The organism is Streptomyces sp. NPDC015131, assembly GCF_043079975.1.
Taxonomy (GTDB): domain Bacteria; phylum Actinomycetota; class Actinomycetes; order Streptomycetales; family Streptomycetaceae; genus Streptomyces.
In genome coordinates, this window is sequence record NZ_JBIBVB010000007.1 from 1 (window position 1) to 14,342 (window position 14,342).

The following is a 14,342-nucleotide window of genomic DNA, read 5'->3' on the forward strand; positions in this document are numbered from 1 at the left end:
GCCCGGTTACATTCCGAACCCGGAAGCTAAGCCTTTCAGCGCCGATGGTACTGCAGGGGGGACCCTGTGGGAGAGTAGGACGCCGCCGAACAATCTTTCAAGGACCCTTGGTCCCAGCGTTCATGCTGGGGCCAAGGGTCCTTTTTGTTTTGCTCGAATTTTCTCGGAGCGCGTCCGGCTGCCGGCTGCGCGAGAATGACTGCGGTACCCGAAGACAGGAGCGTCACCCATGTCCACCAACTCCTCCGACGATCGTCCGGAGCGCGAGCCGCGTCGCCGGGACGGTGGTGAGCGGGGCGGCTTCCGGGGCCCGCGTCGTGATGACAACCGTGGCGGTGGCGGCGGCGGTGGCTTCCGCCGGGACCGGGACGACCGCGGTGGGCGTCCGGCCGGCGGTGGCGGTGGCTTCCGTCGCGACGACCGGCGTGACGACCGCCGCGACGACCGGCGCGACGATCGCGGTGGCTTCCGCCGTGACGACCGCCGCGATGACCGCCGTGACGATCGGCGTGAGTTCCCGCGTGATGACCGTGGCGGGTTCCGCCGCGACGACCGCCGGGACGACCGCGGCGGATTCCCGCGCGACGACCGCGCACCCCGCCGCGACGACCGCGGGGGTGACCGTGGCGGCTTCCGGCGTGACGATCGCGGTGGGCGTCCCACCGGTGGTGGGTTCCGCCGTGACGACAACCGTGGCGGTGGCGGTGGCGGTGGCTTCCGCCGGGACCGGGACGACCGCGGTGGACGTCCGGCCGGCGGTGGCGGTGGCTTCCGTCGCGACGACCGGCGTGACGACCGCCGGGATGACCGGCGTGACGATCGCGGTGGCTTCCGCCGTGACGACCGCCGCGATGACCGTCGTGACGATCGGCGCGAGTTCCCGCGCGACGACCGTGGTGGGTTCCGTCGTGATGACCGCCGGGACGACCGCGGCGGATTCCCGCGCGACGACCGCGCACCCCGCCGCGACGACCGCCGTGAGTCTCCGCGTGATGACCGTGGTGGGTTCCGCCGCGATGACCGCCGGGATGATCGGCGTGACGACCGCCGCGAGTTCCCGCGCGACGACCGCGGCGGGTTCCGTCGTGATGACCGCCGGGACAACCGTGGCGGGTTCCCCCGTGACGACCGTGCGCCCCGCCGCGATGACCGGCGTGACGACCGGGGTGGCTTCCGGCGCGGCCGGGACGAGCGGCCTCGTGGGCCTCGCCGTGACGACCGGGACCGGGGCGGCTTCCGGGGACGGGACGACCGGGGCGGGTTCCGGGGGCGGGACGACCGTGACCGGCGTGACCGCGACCGGGAGCCCATCAAGCGGCTGCCCATCCCGGAGGACGTGACCGGCGACGAGATCGACAAGGACGTGCGGCAGGAGCTGATGAGCCTGCCGAAGACGCTCGCCGAGGACGTCGCCAGGAACCTGGTGATGGTCGCCAAGCTCATCGACGAGGACCCGGAGAAGGCGTACGCCTACTCGCGCATCGCCCTGCGGCTCGCCTCGCGGGTGGCGGCGGTGCGGGAGGCCGCCGGCTTCGCCGCGTACGCGAATCAGAAGTACGCCGAGGCGCTGGCCGAGTTCCGGGCGGCCCGGCGGATGACCGGCAGCGTGGAGCTGTGGCCCGTGATGGCCGACTGCGAGCGCGGCCTGGGCCGGCCGGAGCGGGCGATGGCCATGGCCGGTGAGCCCGAGGTGCAGAAGCTCGACAAGTCCGGCCAGGTCGAGATGCGTCTGGTCGCCGCCGGGGCCCGGCGCGACATGGGGCAGCTGGACGCCGCGATCGTGACGCTGCAGAGCCCGGAGCTGGCGTCCAACTCCGTACAGCCGTGGACCGCGCGGCTTCGGTACGCATACGCCGACGCGCTGCTGGAGGCGGGGCGCGAGGGCGAGGCGCGTGAGTGGTTCGCCAAGGCGCTGGAGGCGGACAAGGACGGTTCGACCGACGCCTCCGACCGGCTCGCGGAGATGGACGGGGTCGAGTTCGTCGACGCGGCCGTCGAGGACGACGAGACCGAAGACGCCGGGGATGCCGGGGACGCCGGGGCGGACGACGCCTCGCGCGACCGCGACTGACCGGTCACCGCGCAGCGGAAAGGGGCGGCATCCTTCGGGGTGCCGCCCCTTTTTTTATGTCTGTTTGTATGCCTGCCGTCGCCGGGTGTCAGCCGACGTCCAGGCTCCGCAGGACCAGGCCGGTCGCGGGCTTGGGGCCGAAGGAGGTCGACTTGCGCGGCATGGTGACGCCCTGGCGGGCGAGGTCGCGGACGACGTCCTCGCGCACGGGGTGCATCAGGACGGCCGTACCGCCCCGGCGTTCGGCCTGGGCGATGGCGGCTTGGGCGTCGTGGATGTAACTGATCGCCTCGGGTGTGTCCGGGACCCGCCACAGGTGGTCGATGAGCGTGGCGTGCAGAACGGTCGCGTCGAGGGCGCGCCAGGCCGCCGGGCGGTCGGCCGGCACCGTACGGGCGAGGAGGGCCGGGTCGGGACGGTCGGCCAGGTGGAAGCGCCCGTCGCCGGCGAGGAGGAAGGCGTTGCCCTCCCGGGCAGCGGCGTCCAGGGCCGCGAGCGCCTCGGGGAGGGGGCCGTCGACCGGGCGGACGCGGAAGCCGTCGCCGAGCGCGGCGAGCGCGGCGTCCACCGGGAGCTGGTTGAGCAGCCGGTGGATGGCCCGGACCTCGAGCGGGTAGCGGGCCGTGTCGATCAGGAGGACCAAGCCGTAGTGCCAGGGGCCGGGCGCGGGGTGCTCCTCACGCAGCCGCAGGTAGGTGGCCCAGCGGTGGTGCCCGTCCGCGATCAGGGCCTGGTGCCGGCCGAGGTCCTCGGAGACCTCCGCGAGCGCGGCCGGGTCGGTGACGGACCACAGGCGGTGGCCCATGCCGTCCTCGGTGGTCGTCGACAGGAGCGGCGCGCGCAGGACGGTGCGCTCGATGACGGCGGTCGCGCCGTTCGCGGTGCCGTTGCCCCGGTAGGTGAGGAGCAGGGGGTCGAGGTTGGCGGCGGTGGTGCGCATCAGGGACGCGCGGTCCTCGACGACGTGCGGGATGACGTCCTCGTGGGGCAGCACTACACCCTCGGCGGGGCTGCTGAGTTCCAGGGCCCCGATCAGGCCGCGCTGGAGCGTGTCGCCCCTGCGCTGCTCGTACACGTACAGCGCGGGTATGTCGTCGGCCGCGAGGACGCCCTCGGCGAGCCAGGCGCGGAGGGTGTCGGCGGCCTGGCGGTGGCGATCCTCGGCGGTGGCCGCCTCGGGGAGGATCAGCCGGACGATGTTGTGCGGGTCGGCCGACTGCAGATAGTGCACACCGTCGGGCCGTACGACCACGTCGTACGGGGGAGAGGTCACCGCGGCAAGGCTCCCGACCCGTTCGGGGACATAGCGCAGCCCACGGAAAGGTGTCAGGTGCAGACCGCCGTTGGCCGCAGAACCTGTGGTGTTCATCCCTGCATCGTATGTGGATCGCGGGCATGAGCGATGATCGGGGGCAATTGCTTTCGGACGAGGAGCGGGAGATGGGACAGCGGGTCAGGACCCGGCCGAGCGGCAGCGCGCGTGCGTTGAGCGAGGCGTACGACACGGCGCTGCTGGACCTGGACGGTGTGGTGTACGCGGGCGGGGCGGCGATCGCGCACGCGGTGGAGGCGCTGGGGTCGGCCCGGGACGGCGGGATGCACCTGGCGTACGTGACGAACAACGCGCTGCGGACGCCGGACGCGGTGGCCGCCCATCTGACGGAGCTGGGGGTTCCGGCGGCTGCGACCGATGTGATCACCTCGGCGCAGGCGGTGGCCCGGCTGGTCGCCGAGCAGGTGCCGCCGGGCGCGCGGGTGCTGGTGATCGGTGGTGAGGGCCTGCGGGTCGCGCTGCGGGAGCGCGGGCTGGAGCCGGTGGAGTCGGCCGACGACGACCCGGCGGCGGTGGTGCAGGGGTACGGGGGGCCGGAGCTGCCGTGGAGCCGGTTCGCCGAGGCGTCGTACGCGGTGGCGCGCGGGGTGCCGTGGTACGCCTCCAACACCGATCTGACGATCCCCAGCGGGCGGGGCATCGCGCCGGGGAACGGCGCGGCGGTGGAGGTCGTGCGCATCGCGACCGGCGCCGAGCCGCAGGTGGCGGGCAAGCCGCTGCCGCCGATGCACCGCGAGACGATCCTGCGGACCGGTGCGGAGCGGCCGCTGGTGGTGGGGGACCGGCTGGACACCGACATCGAGGGCGCGTTCCACGGGGAGGTGGACTCGCTGCTGGTGCTGACCGGGGTGACGGACGCGGCGCAGCTGCTGGCCGCCGTGCCGGAGCACCGGCCGACGTATGTGGACGCCGACCTGCGGGGGCTGCTGACCGGGCAGCCGGAGGTCACGGGCTCGGCGGCGGACGGTTTCGCCTGCGGTGGCTGGACGGCCGCCGTGCGCGGTGATGCCCTGGCCCTGGACGGCGAGGGGCCGGCGGTGGTGGACGGGCTGCGGGCGCTGTGCGCGGCGGCGTGGACGTACGCGGGTGATGGTTCGTGCGGTCTGGAGGCGGGGAAGGCGCTGGCGCGGCTGGGGTGGTGAGCGGCGGCCCTGGGTGAGATCCCGGTCCCGTCCGGACCCCAGGGACCCGGCCGGCCGTGGGCAGGGAAGCGGAGGCTAACCTAACCGGGTGTTGGTCGACCGTCCCCCCAAGCAGAGCGCGGATCCCGCGACCGTGGCCGTGCCTCCCGTGCGCCGCCGCTCGACGCGGGCGGCCGGGCTGCTCGTCGCCGTCGCCGTGCTGCTGCTCGTCTGTGTCGCGAGCATCATGGTCGGGGCCAAACCGGTCCCGCTCGGCGATGTGTGGCACGGCCTGTTCCACTACTCCGGCACCGGCAACGACGTCCTGATCCAGGACCTTCGCCTGCCGAGAACCCTGCTGGGGATCATGGTCGGCACCGCCCTGGGGCTGTCCGGCGCGGTGATGCAGGCGCTCACCCGCAACCCCCTGGCCGAGCCGGGGCTGCTGGGCGTGAACGCCGGAGCGGCGGCCTCCGTCGTCACCGCGATCAGCTTCTTCGGGGTGACCGGTCTGACCGGCTACGTGTGGTTCGCCTTCCTGGGCGCCGCCGTCGTGTCCGTCGTGGTCTACGCGCTGGGCGGCAGCCGCAGCGCCACGCCCGTACGGCTGGCGCTGGCGGGGACGGCGGCGACGGCCGCGCTGTACGGGTACGTCAACGCCGTCCAGCTCCTGGACTCGGCGGCCCTCGACCGGCTGCGGTTCTGGACCGTCGGGTCGCTGGCCAACGCCGACATGGCGACGATCCGCGCGGTGGCGCCGTTCGTCGCGGCGGGCGTGGTCCTGGCGCTGCTGGTCGCCCGGCCGCTGAACGCCATGGAGATGGGCGACGACACCGCCCGCGCGCTGGGCGCCCACCTCAACCGGACCCGGGTGCTCGGCATGATCTCGGTGACCCTGATGTGCGGCGCCGCGACCGCCGCCTGCGGGCCGATCGTCTTCATCGGGCTGATGGTGCCGTACCTGGTGCGCGCGCTGACCGGCCCCGACATGCGGTGGATCCTGCCGTACGCGGCGGTGCTGTCGCCCGTGCTGCTGCTCGGGTCCGACGTGCTGGGGCGGGTGGTGGTCCGGCCCGCGGAACTCCAGGTCGGCATCGTGACGGCGCTCGTCGGCGGGCCCGTCTTCATCCACCTCGTACGCCGCAAGAGGATGGCCACGCTGTGAGCACGCGCACCACGAAGACCACGCGGCTCCCGGAGTCCGCCGAGTCCGCCCAGTCCTCTCCTGGCGCGAGGGCCGCCCGTGGCGCTCGTGCCGCTCGTGCCACCCGTGCCGCTCGTGCCCCGCGGGCGCTGCGCACCGCCGGCGGACTGTCCGTGCGCTACGAGCCCCGCGCGGCCGTCATGGTGGTCCTGCTCACCGTGGTGACCCTGGCGGCCGGGGTCGTCCTCATCGGCAGCGGGGACTTCCCGATCGCGCCCGCCGACGTCGTCGCCACGCTCCTCGGCGACGGCACCATGGCGCAGGAGTTCGTCGTCCAGGACCTGCGGCTGCCGCGGGTGCTGGTGGCGGTCCTCGTCGGCGCGTCCCTCGGGCTGGGCGGCGCGGTGTTCCAGTCCGTCTCCCGCAATCCGCTGGGCAGCCCGGACGTCATCGGCTTCGGGCAGGGCGCCACCGTCGGCGCGCTCAGCGTGATCGTGCTCTTCGGCGGCAGCGCGACGGCCGTGGCGGGCGGTGCCGTGGTGGGCGGTGTGGTGACCGGTGTCCTGATCTACCTGCTCGCCTGGAAGCGCGGCGTGCACGGCTTCCGGCTCGTCCTCGTCGGCATCGGCGCCGCCGCCATGCTGACCGCCGTCATCCACTACCTCATCACCAAGGCCAACCTGGTCGACGCCACCCGGGCCGTGCTGTGGATGACCGGCACCCTCGACGGGCGGGACTGGGCCCAGTTCTGGCCGCTGCTCGCCGTCTGCGCCGTGCTGGCGCCGCTGGTCCTGGCGTACGGGCGGTCGCTGCGGATGCTGGAGATGGGCGACGACGCGGCGTACGCCCTGGGGGTGAAGGTCGAACGGACGCGGGTGGTGCTCATGGCGGCGGCCGTCCTGCTGGTGTCCGTGGCCACGGCATCCGCGGGGCCCATCGCCTTCGTCTCGCTGAGCGCGCCGCAGCTCGCCTGCCGGCTGACCCGCGCGCCCGGCCCCAACCTGGCCGCCTCGGCGCTGATGGGTTCCGCGCTGCTGCTGGTCGCCGACTGGACCGCCACCAACGCCTTCGGCGAGCGGGAACTGCCCGTGGGCGTGGTGACCGGTGTGGTCGGCGGGGCGTACCTGCTGTGGCTGCTGGTCACCGAACGCCGGGCGGGCCGGATATGACCCGCGCCCGCTCCACCCACGCCGTACCCGCGGAACGAGCCGTACCCGCAGAACACGTCCAGCACCCCGAACACCCCGAACACCCCGAACACCCCGAACACCCCGAACACGCCGAACACAGCGAGAAGAACGCCGGGAGCACGTCCATGCAGCAGCAGCGTCTGAGCGCGGAGGCGGTCACCCTCGCCTACGAGCAGCGGATCATCGCCCGGGACCTGTCGGTCGAGATACCCGACAACTCCTTCACCGTGATCGTCGGCCCCAACGCCTGCGGCAAGTCGACCCTGCTGCGTGCCCTGTCCCGGATGCTCAGGCCCAGCGAGGGACGGGTGCTGCTGGACGGGCAGTCCATCCACTCCCTCCCCGCCAAGAAGGTCGCCCGGACCCTGGGCCTGCTGCCCCAGTCGTCCATCGCGCCGGACGGCATCACCGTCGCCGACCTGGTCGCCCGGGGCCGCTACCCGCACCAGGGGCTGCTGCGCCAGTGGTCGCCGGAGGACGAGCGGATCGTCCAGGAGTCGATGGACGCGACGGGCGTGGGCGAGCTGGGCGACCGGTACGTGGACGAGCTGTCGGGCGGCCAGCGCCAGCGCGTGTGGATCGCCATGGCGCTCGCCCAGCAGACACCGCTGCTGCTGCTCGACGAGCCGACGACCTACCTCGACATCCAGCACCAGATCGACGTGCTCGACCTGTGCGCGGAGCTGCACGAGACGCAGGGACGCACGCTGGTCGCCGTCCTGCACGACCTCAACCACGCGGCCCGGTACGCCACCCACCTCGTCGCCGTACGGGACGGGGCCGTCGTCGCCGAGGGGCCGCCGTCCGAGGTGGTCACCGCCGAGCTGGTCGAGCGGGTCTTCGGGCTGCGTTGCCAGGTGATCGAGGACCCGGAGACCGGCACGCCGCTGGTGATCCCGGCCGCCCGCAGGGCCCGGGCGGCCGCGCGCTAGAGCAGTGACCGCAGGCGCAGCAGGTCGCGGAAGCCCGCCTCCAGCCGGACCCGGCCGGAGCCCCACGCCCGGGCGAAGTGCAGATCGCCGTCCACCATGGCGACCAGGTCGTCACCGGTCATCGCCAGCCGGATCTCGGCCCGCTCCGGAGGCGGCCCGTCCACCCGGTCGAGCACCTCGATGCGGCCGTCGGTGAGACGGCCGGTGAAGGTGACGTCGAGATCGGTGATGTGGCAGCTGAGCGTGCGATCGAGCGCGGCGGCACCCCGCACGGCGCCGTTCGCGTGCGGCAGGCTGCCGGCGAGCTTGTCCAGTGCGCTGCGGCACTCCTCGATCGTGGCCATCGAGACCGACCGTACCGCAGCCCTTCGCGGTAGCGTCGGGGCATGAGCGACGTGATGCCCGAGCCGCCGGAGGCCGTCGAGGAGACGCCCGCCGGGGCGCACGACCCGGCACACACGGAGGCGGACGCGCCGGCCGGGCCCGCGCCCCTGGGGGTCGAGCGCGTGCCCACCGGGCACCCCGGGGTGGACGCCGGCCTGGAGCGGCTGGCCGACGCCGACCACCTGCCTGCCGACGGGCACCCCGAGGTGTACGAGGATGTACACCGGGGGCTGCGGGAGGCGCTGGCCGCGCTCGACGCGCGCCCCCAGCCGTCACCCCCGTACGAACACAGGAGCTGAACCGAACGTGGCAGGAGTCGCACGCCGCCGTCTCGACGCCGAGCTGGTCCGCAGGAAGCTCGCCCGCTCGCGTGAGCACGCCGGGCAGCTGATCGCGGCGGGGCGGGTCACCGTCGGCGGCACCACCGCCACCAAGGCCGCCACCCAGGTCGAGACCGCCGCCGCGATCGTGGTGGCGCAGGACGACTCCGACCCCGACTACGTCTCGCGCGGCGGCCACAAGCTGGCCGGCGCCCTGGCGGCCTTCGTGCCCCTGGGGCTGAAGGTCGAGGGGCGGCGGGCGCTGGACGCGGGAGCGTCCACGGGCGGCTTCACCGATGTCCTGCTGCGCGCCGGGGCGGCGCACGTGGTGGCCGTGGACGTCGGCTACGGCCAGCTCGCCTGGTCGCTCCAGAGCGATGAACGCGTCACCGTCAAGGACCGTACGAATGTGCGTGAGCTGACGCTCGACGTGATCGACGGAGAGCCGGTGGACCTGGTGGTGGGGGACCTTTCGTTCATCCCGCTGGGGCTGGTGCTGCCGGCCCTGGTGGGGGTCTGCGCGCCCGGCGCCGATCTGGTCATGATGGTGAAGCCGCAGTTCGAGGTGGGCAGGGAGCGCCTCGGCAGCGGCGGGGTCGTCCGCAGCCCGGAGCTGCGCGCCGACGCGGTGCGCACCGTGGCGCGGCGGGCCGGCGAGCTGGGCCTCGGGGTGCTGGGCGTGACGGCCAGTCCACTGCCCGGCCCGTCCGGGAACGTCGAGTACTTTCTGTGGCTGCGGGCGGGCGCGCCCGCCCTGGATCCGGCGGACGTGGAACGCGCCGTGGCGGAGGGACCTCGTTGACTTCATCGACGACTTCATCGACAGAGCTTTCGGCGGACGGGGTGGACGCGGAGGACGCGGCCGGCGGCGCGGCGCCGCGCACCGTCTTCCTGTTGGCGCACACCGGCCGCCCGGCGGCGGTCCGCAGCGCCGAGCTGGTCGTGCTCGGGCTGCTGCGCAGCGGGCTCGGTGTGCGGGTGCTGGCGGCCGAGGCGGCCGATCTGCCGCTGCCGCCCACGGTCCAGACCGTGCCCGAGGCGTCGCCCGACGTCCTGGACGGCTGCGAGCTGCTGATCGTGCTGGGCGGCGACGGGACGCTGCTGCGCGGCGCCGAGTTCGCCCGGGCCTCCGGGGTACCGATGCTCGGGGTGAACCTCGGCCGGGTGGGCTTCCTCGCGGAGGCCGAGCGCGACGACCTCGACAAGGTCGTGGACCGGGTCGTGACCCGCGCCTACGAGGTCGAGGAGCGCATGACCCTGGACGTCACCGTGCACGACAACGGGGACGTGCTGCACAGCGACTGGGCGCTCAACGAGGCCGCCGTGCAGAAGGTGTCGCCGGAACGCATGCTGGAGGTCGTCCTGGCGATCGACGGCCGGCCGGTGACCGGCTTCGGCTGCGACGGGGTGATCTGCGCGACGCCGACCGGCTCGACCGCCTACGCCTTCTCGGCGGGCGGACCGGTGGTCTGGCCGGAGGTGGAGGCGCTGCTGATGGTGCCGATCGGGGCGCACGCGCTCTTCGCCAAGCCGCTGGTCACCACGCCGGACTCGGTGCTGGCCGTGGAGGTGGAGCCGCACACCCCGGACGGCGTGCTCTGGTGCGACGGGCGCCGCACCATCGAACTGCCCGCGGGCGCACGGGTGGAGGTCCGCCGGGGGGCCGTGCCCGTACGGCTGGCGCGGCTGCACCACGCGTCGTTCACCGACCGGCTGGTGGCCAAGTTCGCCCTGCCGGTCTCCGGCTGGCGGGGCGCCCCGCGCTGACCCGGGGCCGGGGCAGAGGCCCGGGCCGGGGCGCGCAAGAAGTGCGGGGCCGGGGCGGGCACGAGGTGCGGAGCCGGGGCGCGCAAGAGGGACGGGGGCGGGGGAGAGAAGCAGGGCAGGGACAGGGAGCCCGGGATCGATGCCCGGTCCGGACGCGATACGCATAGTGATCATCGTGCTGTCCGTGACGCCCCCTGCGCCATCCGGCCGGCACCCGTATCGTCCGGGGGCCTGCCCCACCCGGGCCGCCCCCCACTCCGGCGGGTGACAGCGGGCCGCCGCGCCCCGCCCCGACCTGCGGCTTCGGCGACGCGGGGCGGGGGCCGTCGCACGGCGGCCCCCGGACCTCGTAAGGTCTTCCCCGTGTTGGAGGAGATGCGGATACGGTCGCTCGGAGTCATCGACGACGCGGTGGTCGAGCTGTCACCCGGGTTCACCGCGGTGACCGGCGAGACCGGCGCGGGCAAAACCATGGTCGTGACCAGCCTCGGGCTGCTGCTGGGCGGACGCGCCGACCCCGCCCTGGTGCGGATCGGCTCGCCCTCGGCCGTCGTCGAGGGCCGGATCACCGTCCCCGCCGGCGCCGCCGCGGCGGTCCGGGCCGAGGAGGCGGGCGCCGAACTCGACGAGGGCGCGCTGCTCATCAGCCGCACCATCTCGGCGGAGGGCCGCTCCCGGGCGCATCTGGGCGGGCGCTCCGTGCCGGTCGGCGTCCTCGCCGAACTGGCCGACGAGCTGGTCGCCGTGCACGGCCAGACCGACCAGCAGGGCCTCCTCAAGCCCGCCCGGCAGCGCGGCGCCCTCGACCGGTACGCCGGCGAGGCCGTCGCCGGGCCGCTCGCCCGGTACGGCGAGGCGTACCGGCGGCTGCGCGCCGTCACGACCCGGCTCGACGAGCTGACCACGCGGGCGCGCGAGCGGGCGCAGGAGGCCGACCTGCTGCGCTTCGGACTGGCCGAGATCGAGGCGGTCGAGCCGCGCGCGGGCGAGGACGCCGAACTGGCCGCCGAGGCGGAGCGCCTGGGCCACGCCGAGGCCCTGGCGTCGGCCGCCGCGCTCGCCCACGGCGCCCTGACGGGCGACCCCGAGGACCCCGAGGTCCTGGACGCGACGACCCTGGTGGCGGGCGCCCAGCGGGCCCTGGAGGCCGTACGGGCGCACGACCCGGCGCTCGCCGCGCTCGCCGACCGGATGGGCGAGATCTCGATCCTGCTGGCCGACGTGGCGGGCGAACTCGCCGGATACGCGGACCACCTGGACGCCGACCCCCGGCGCCTCGCGGCCGTCGAGGAGCGCCGGGCCGCGCTGACGGCCCTCACCCGCAAGTACGGCACCGATGTCGCCGCCGTCCTGGCCTGGGCGGAGGAGGGCGCCGCGCGGCTCACCGAGCTGGACGGCGACGACGAGCGGATCGGCGAGCTGACGGCCGAACGCGACGCCCTGCGCGCCGAACTGTCCGGCCTCGCCCAGGCGCTGACGGACGCGCGGACGGAGGCCGCGGCCCGGTTCGCGGACGCCGTCACCGCCGAGCTGGCGTCCCTCGCCATGCCCCACGCGCGCGTGTCGTTCGACATCCGGCAGACGGAGGACCCGGCGGGTGTCGAGGTCGGCGGGCGCACGGTCGCCTACGGGCCGCACGGCGCCGACGAGGTGGAGCTGCTGCTCGCCCCGCACCCGGGCGCTCCGCCCCGGCCGATCGCCAAGGGCGCCTCGGGCGGTGAGCTGTCGCGGGTGATGCTCGCCGTGGAGGTGGTCTTCGCCGGTACGGACCCGGTGCCGACGTACCTCTTCGACGAGGTCGACGCGGGCGTGGGCGGCAAGGCGGCCGTGGAGATCGGCCGGCGGCTCGCCAAGCTCGCCCGGTCGGCGCAGGTCGTGGTGGTCACCCACCTGCCGCAGGTCGCGGCGTTCGCCGACCGGCAGCTGCTGGTGGAGAAGACCAACGACGGGTCGGTGACGCGGTCCGGCGTCACGGTCCTGGAGGGCGAGGACCGGGTGCGTGAGCTGTCGCGCATGCTGGCCGGCCAGGAGGACTCCGAGACGGCCCGGGCGCACGCGGAGGAGCTGCTGGCCACGGCCAGGGCGGACGCCTGACGCCCTGTCGGTGGCGGCTCGTAGGCTGTCCGGATGAACGTTGTCCGGAGGATGAGCGGATGCGCGGTCGCCGCCGCGGTCGCCCGTGCGGGGTACGCGGGGTTGCGGCGGCGCCGTCGTGGCGCGCGGTGGGAGCGGACCAACTTCGCGGGGCGCGCCGTCGACCTGTACGCCGGGCCCGCCGTCACCGCGGGCGTGCTGCTGGGGGCGTCGGCGGTACGCGGCCCGGGCCGGGGCCCCGCCGTGCTGGCCGGGCTGGCCGCGGCCCTGTGCGGGGCGTACGACGACACCAGGGGCGACCACCGGCGCGGATTCCGGGCGCACCTGGGGGCGCTGAGGCACGGTGAGGTGACCAGCGGGGCGGTCAAGCTGTTCGGGATCGGCGCCGCCGGGCTCGCGGCGGGCGCGCTGCTCAGGGAGCGGGCCGCCGACAAGGTGCTCGCGGGCGTGGTGATCGCCGGGAGCGCCCACGCGGTCAACCTCGTGGACGTACGGCCCGGTCGCGCGGTCCTCGCCACGCTCGCGTTCGGCCTGCCGCGCGGGCACCTGGCCGCCGTCTCGGCGGGCGCGGCGGCGGCCGTGGCGGCGGACGACCTGGGGGAGCGGACCATGCTCGGTGACATGGGCGCCCATGCGCTGGGCGCGGTGCTGGGCACGGGGATCGCCGCGTCGAGCGGGCGGGCGGGACTGGTGGCGCACGCGGCCGTGCTCCTCGCGGCGGCGGCCCGCCCCGGCACGGTCGGCCGTCTCGCCGGGTCTCCCGGCCGAGGCCCCGTTCACTCGTGTGAGTGAACGCAGGCGCGGGATCGCGCCGTACGACACGGCCGGTTCGCCCGGACGGCGCCGGAACGTCCGTACGGACTGGCATCCTTGGGCGCGTGACACAGCTGCATACGGTCCAGGTGCTGGGCGGCGGCAGCGCGGGCAGCAGCGCTCATGTCAGATCACTGGCCGCCGGGCTCGTGGCGAGGGGCGTGCGGGTGACCGTGTGCGCCCCTTCGGGACTCGACCGCGACTACGACTTCCTGGGCACCGGGGCGCACTTCGTCCCCGTACCGCGCCGCAGCGACCCGGTCGCCGTGAACGCCCTGCGCCAGGCGTGCGCCGGCGCGGACGTGGTGCACGCCCATGGGCTGAACGCCTCGCTGCGCGCCGGGCTGGCGCTCGGGCCGCAGGGCGCGCCGCTCGTCGTCACCTGGCACACCCGCGCCCCCACGGAGGGGGCCAAGGGCGGCCTGGTCCGGCTCCTGGAGCGGAAGACCGTACGGGCGGCGGCCGTCGTCCTCGGTACGTCCTCCGAGCTGGTCGACCGCGCCCGGCGGCGGGGCGCCCGCGACGCGCGGCTCGGGCCCGTCTCCTTCCCCGCCCCGCCCGGCGGCGGGGTCACCGAGGCGCGGGCGGGCAAGGCGCGCGCCGAACTGGGCGTCATGGACCGGCCCTTGCTGATGGCCGTCGGCGCGCTGGAGCCGCACCAGGGGTACGGCACGCTGCTGGACGCGTCGCGGCTGTGGCTGCGCCACGACCCGGTACCGCTGGTCGCCGTCGCGGGGGAGGGGCGCGGCCGGGGCGCCCTCCAGCGGCGGATCGACGCGGAAGGGCTGCCGGTACGGCTGCTGGGCCGGCGCGGTGACGTCACCGCCCTGCTCGCGGCGGCGGACGTGGCCGTGCTGGCCAGCCGCTGGGAGGCCCGCGCCCCGCTCGCCCAGGAGGCGCTGCGGCTCGGCGTCCCGCTGGTCGCCACGGCCGTGGGCGGCGTCCCGGAACTGGTCGGCGACGCGGCGGTGCTGGTCCCGTACGGGGACGCGCCCGCGCTGGCCGCCGAGGTGACCGCCCTGCTGGCCGACCCGGCGCGCCGCACCGCGCTTGCGGCGGCGGGCCGGGCCCAGGCGGCGACCTGGCCGACCGAGGACGAGACGGTCGCGCAGGTGCTGAGCGTCTACGACGAACTGTGCGCGGGCGGCGGCACCGCCTGAGCCTCCGCCCCAC

General features: G+C 75.1%; 13 protein-coding genes and 1 rRNA gene. 12 read left to right on the plus strand and 2 right to left on the minus strand.

Translation table 11 applies throughout. The features are described 5' to 3' along the window. A 5S ribosomal RNA gene (rrf, locus tag ACF08D_RS25670) occupies positions 1 to 91 on the plus strand; the annotation flags it as partial. 1,272 nt (positions 92 to 1,363) lie between these two features. After that, positions 1,364 to 2,071, plus strand: a complete 708-nt coding sequence (locus tag ACF08D_RS25675) for a hypothetical protein (protein ID WP_392226335.1) — start codon at positions 1,364 to 1,366, stop codon at positions 2,069 to 2,071. An 88-nt stretch (positions 2,072 to 2,159) separates the two neighbouring features. Here ACF08D_RS25675 and ACF08D_RS25680 read toward each other — a convergent pair whose 3' ends face one another. Beyond that, positions 2,160 to 3,440, minus strand: coding sequence for a DUF1015 family protein (locus tag ACF08D_RS25680; RefSeq protein WP_392225642.1), 1,281 nt, complete (start codon positions 3,438 to 3,440; stop codon positions 2,160 to 2,162). 71 nt (positions 3,441 to 3,511) lie between these two features. On the opposite strand from ACF08D_RS25680, the gene ACF08D_RS25685 reads away from it, so the two are divergent. The 4 genes from ACF08D_RS25685 (at position 3,512) to ACF08D_RS25700 (ending at position 7,791) form a co-directional block, all read left to right on the plus strand. Beyond that, positions 3,512 to 4,546 (plus strand): HAD-IIA family hydrolase, encoded by a 1,035-nt coding sequence (locus tag ACF08D_RS25685; RefSeq protein ID WP_392226337.1) that lies wholly within the window; start codon positions 3,512 to 3,514, stop codon positions 4,544 to 4,546. Between the two features lie 133 nt (positions 4,547 to 4,679). After that, positions 4,680 to 5,690: a FecCD family ABC transporter permease gene (locus ACF08D_RS25690; RefSeq protein WP_392226339.1), complete on the plus strand. Its 1,011-nt coding sequence runs from the start codon at positions 4,680 to 4,682 to the stop codon at positions 5,688 to 5,690. Positions 5,691 to 5,818: 128 nt separating this feature from the next. Further along, a complete protein-coding gene (locus tag ACF08D_RS25695) occupies positions 5,819 to 6,838 on the plus strand; it encodes a FecCD family ABC transporter permease (RefSeq protein WP_392226340.1) in 1,020 nt (339 codons plus the stop codon). 146 nt (positions 6,839 to 6,984) lie between these two features. Continuing rightward, positions 6,985 to 7,791 carry an ABC transporter ATP-binding protein gene (locus tag ACF08D_RS25700; protein ID WP_392225644.1) on the plus strand — a complete coding sequence of 269 codons (807 nt, stop codon included), beginning with the start codon at positions 6,985 to 6,987 and terminating at the stop codon, positions 7,789 to 7,791. Here the strand turns inward: ACF08D_RS25700 and ACF08D_RS25705 are convergent. After that, on the minus strand, positions 7,788 to 8,135 hold the full coding sequence (locus ACF08D_RS25705) for a sterol-binding protein (protein ID WP_392225646.1): 348 nt from the start codon (positions 8,133 to 8,135) through the stop codon (positions 7,788 to 7,790). The genes ACF08D_RS25700 and ACF08D_RS25705 overlap by 4 nt on opposite strands. Before the next feature lie 42 nt (positions 8,136 to 8,177). On the opposite strand from ACF08D_RS25705, the gene ACF08D_RS25710 reads away from it, so the two are divergent. The 6 genes from ACF08D_RS25710 to ACF08D_RS25735 all read left to right on the plus strand — a co-directional run bounded on the left by ACF08D_RS25710 (position 8,178) and on the right by ACF08D_RS25735 (position 14,329). Then, positions 8,178 to 8,474, plus strand: coding sequence for a hypothetical protein (locus ACF08D_RS25710; RefSeq protein ID WP_392225648.1), 297 nt, complete (start codon positions 8,178 to 8,180; stop codon positions 8,472 to 8,474). 7 nt (positions 8,475 to 8,481) lie between these two features. Then, positions 8,482 to 9,297, plus strand: coding sequence for a TlyA family RNA methyltransferase (locus ACF08D_RS25715; protein WP_392225650.1), 816 nt, complete (start codon positions 8,482 to 8,484; stop codon positions 9,295 to 9,297). Positions 9,298 to 9,338: 41 nt separating this feature from the next. Next, positions 9,339 to 10,262 carry an NAD kinase gene (locus tag ACF08D_RS25720; RefSeq protein ID WP_392225652.1) on the plus strand — a complete coding sequence of 308 codons (924 nt, stop codon included), beginning with the start codon at positions 9,339 to 9,341 and terminating at the stop codon, positions 10,260 to 10,262. Positions 10,263 to 10,637: 375 nt separating this feature from the next. Beyond that, the gene (gene recN, locus ACF08D_RS25725; RefSeq protein WP_392226341.1) at positions 10,638 to 12,356 is read left to right on the plus strand and encodes a DNA repair protein RecN; all 1,719 of its coding nucleotides are present in this window, start codon (positions 10,638 to 10,640) and stop codon (positions 12,354 to 12,356) included. 33 nt (positions 12,357 to 12,389) lie between these two features. Next, complete coding sequence (locus ACF08D_RS25730) at positions 12,390 to 13,148, plus strand: hypothetical protein (RefSeq protein WP_392225654.1); 759 nt, start codon at positions 12,390 to 12,392, stop codon at positions 13,146 to 13,148. Positions 13,149 to 13,234: 86 nt separating this feature from the next. Continuing rightward, positions 13,235 to 14,329, plus strand: coding sequence for a glycosyltransferase family 4 protein (locus ACF08D_RS25735; RefSeq protein ID WP_392225656.1), 1,095 nt, complete (start codon positions 13,235 to 13,237; stop codon positions 14,327 to 14,329). Positions 14,330 to 14,342 lie beyond the last annotated feature (13 nt).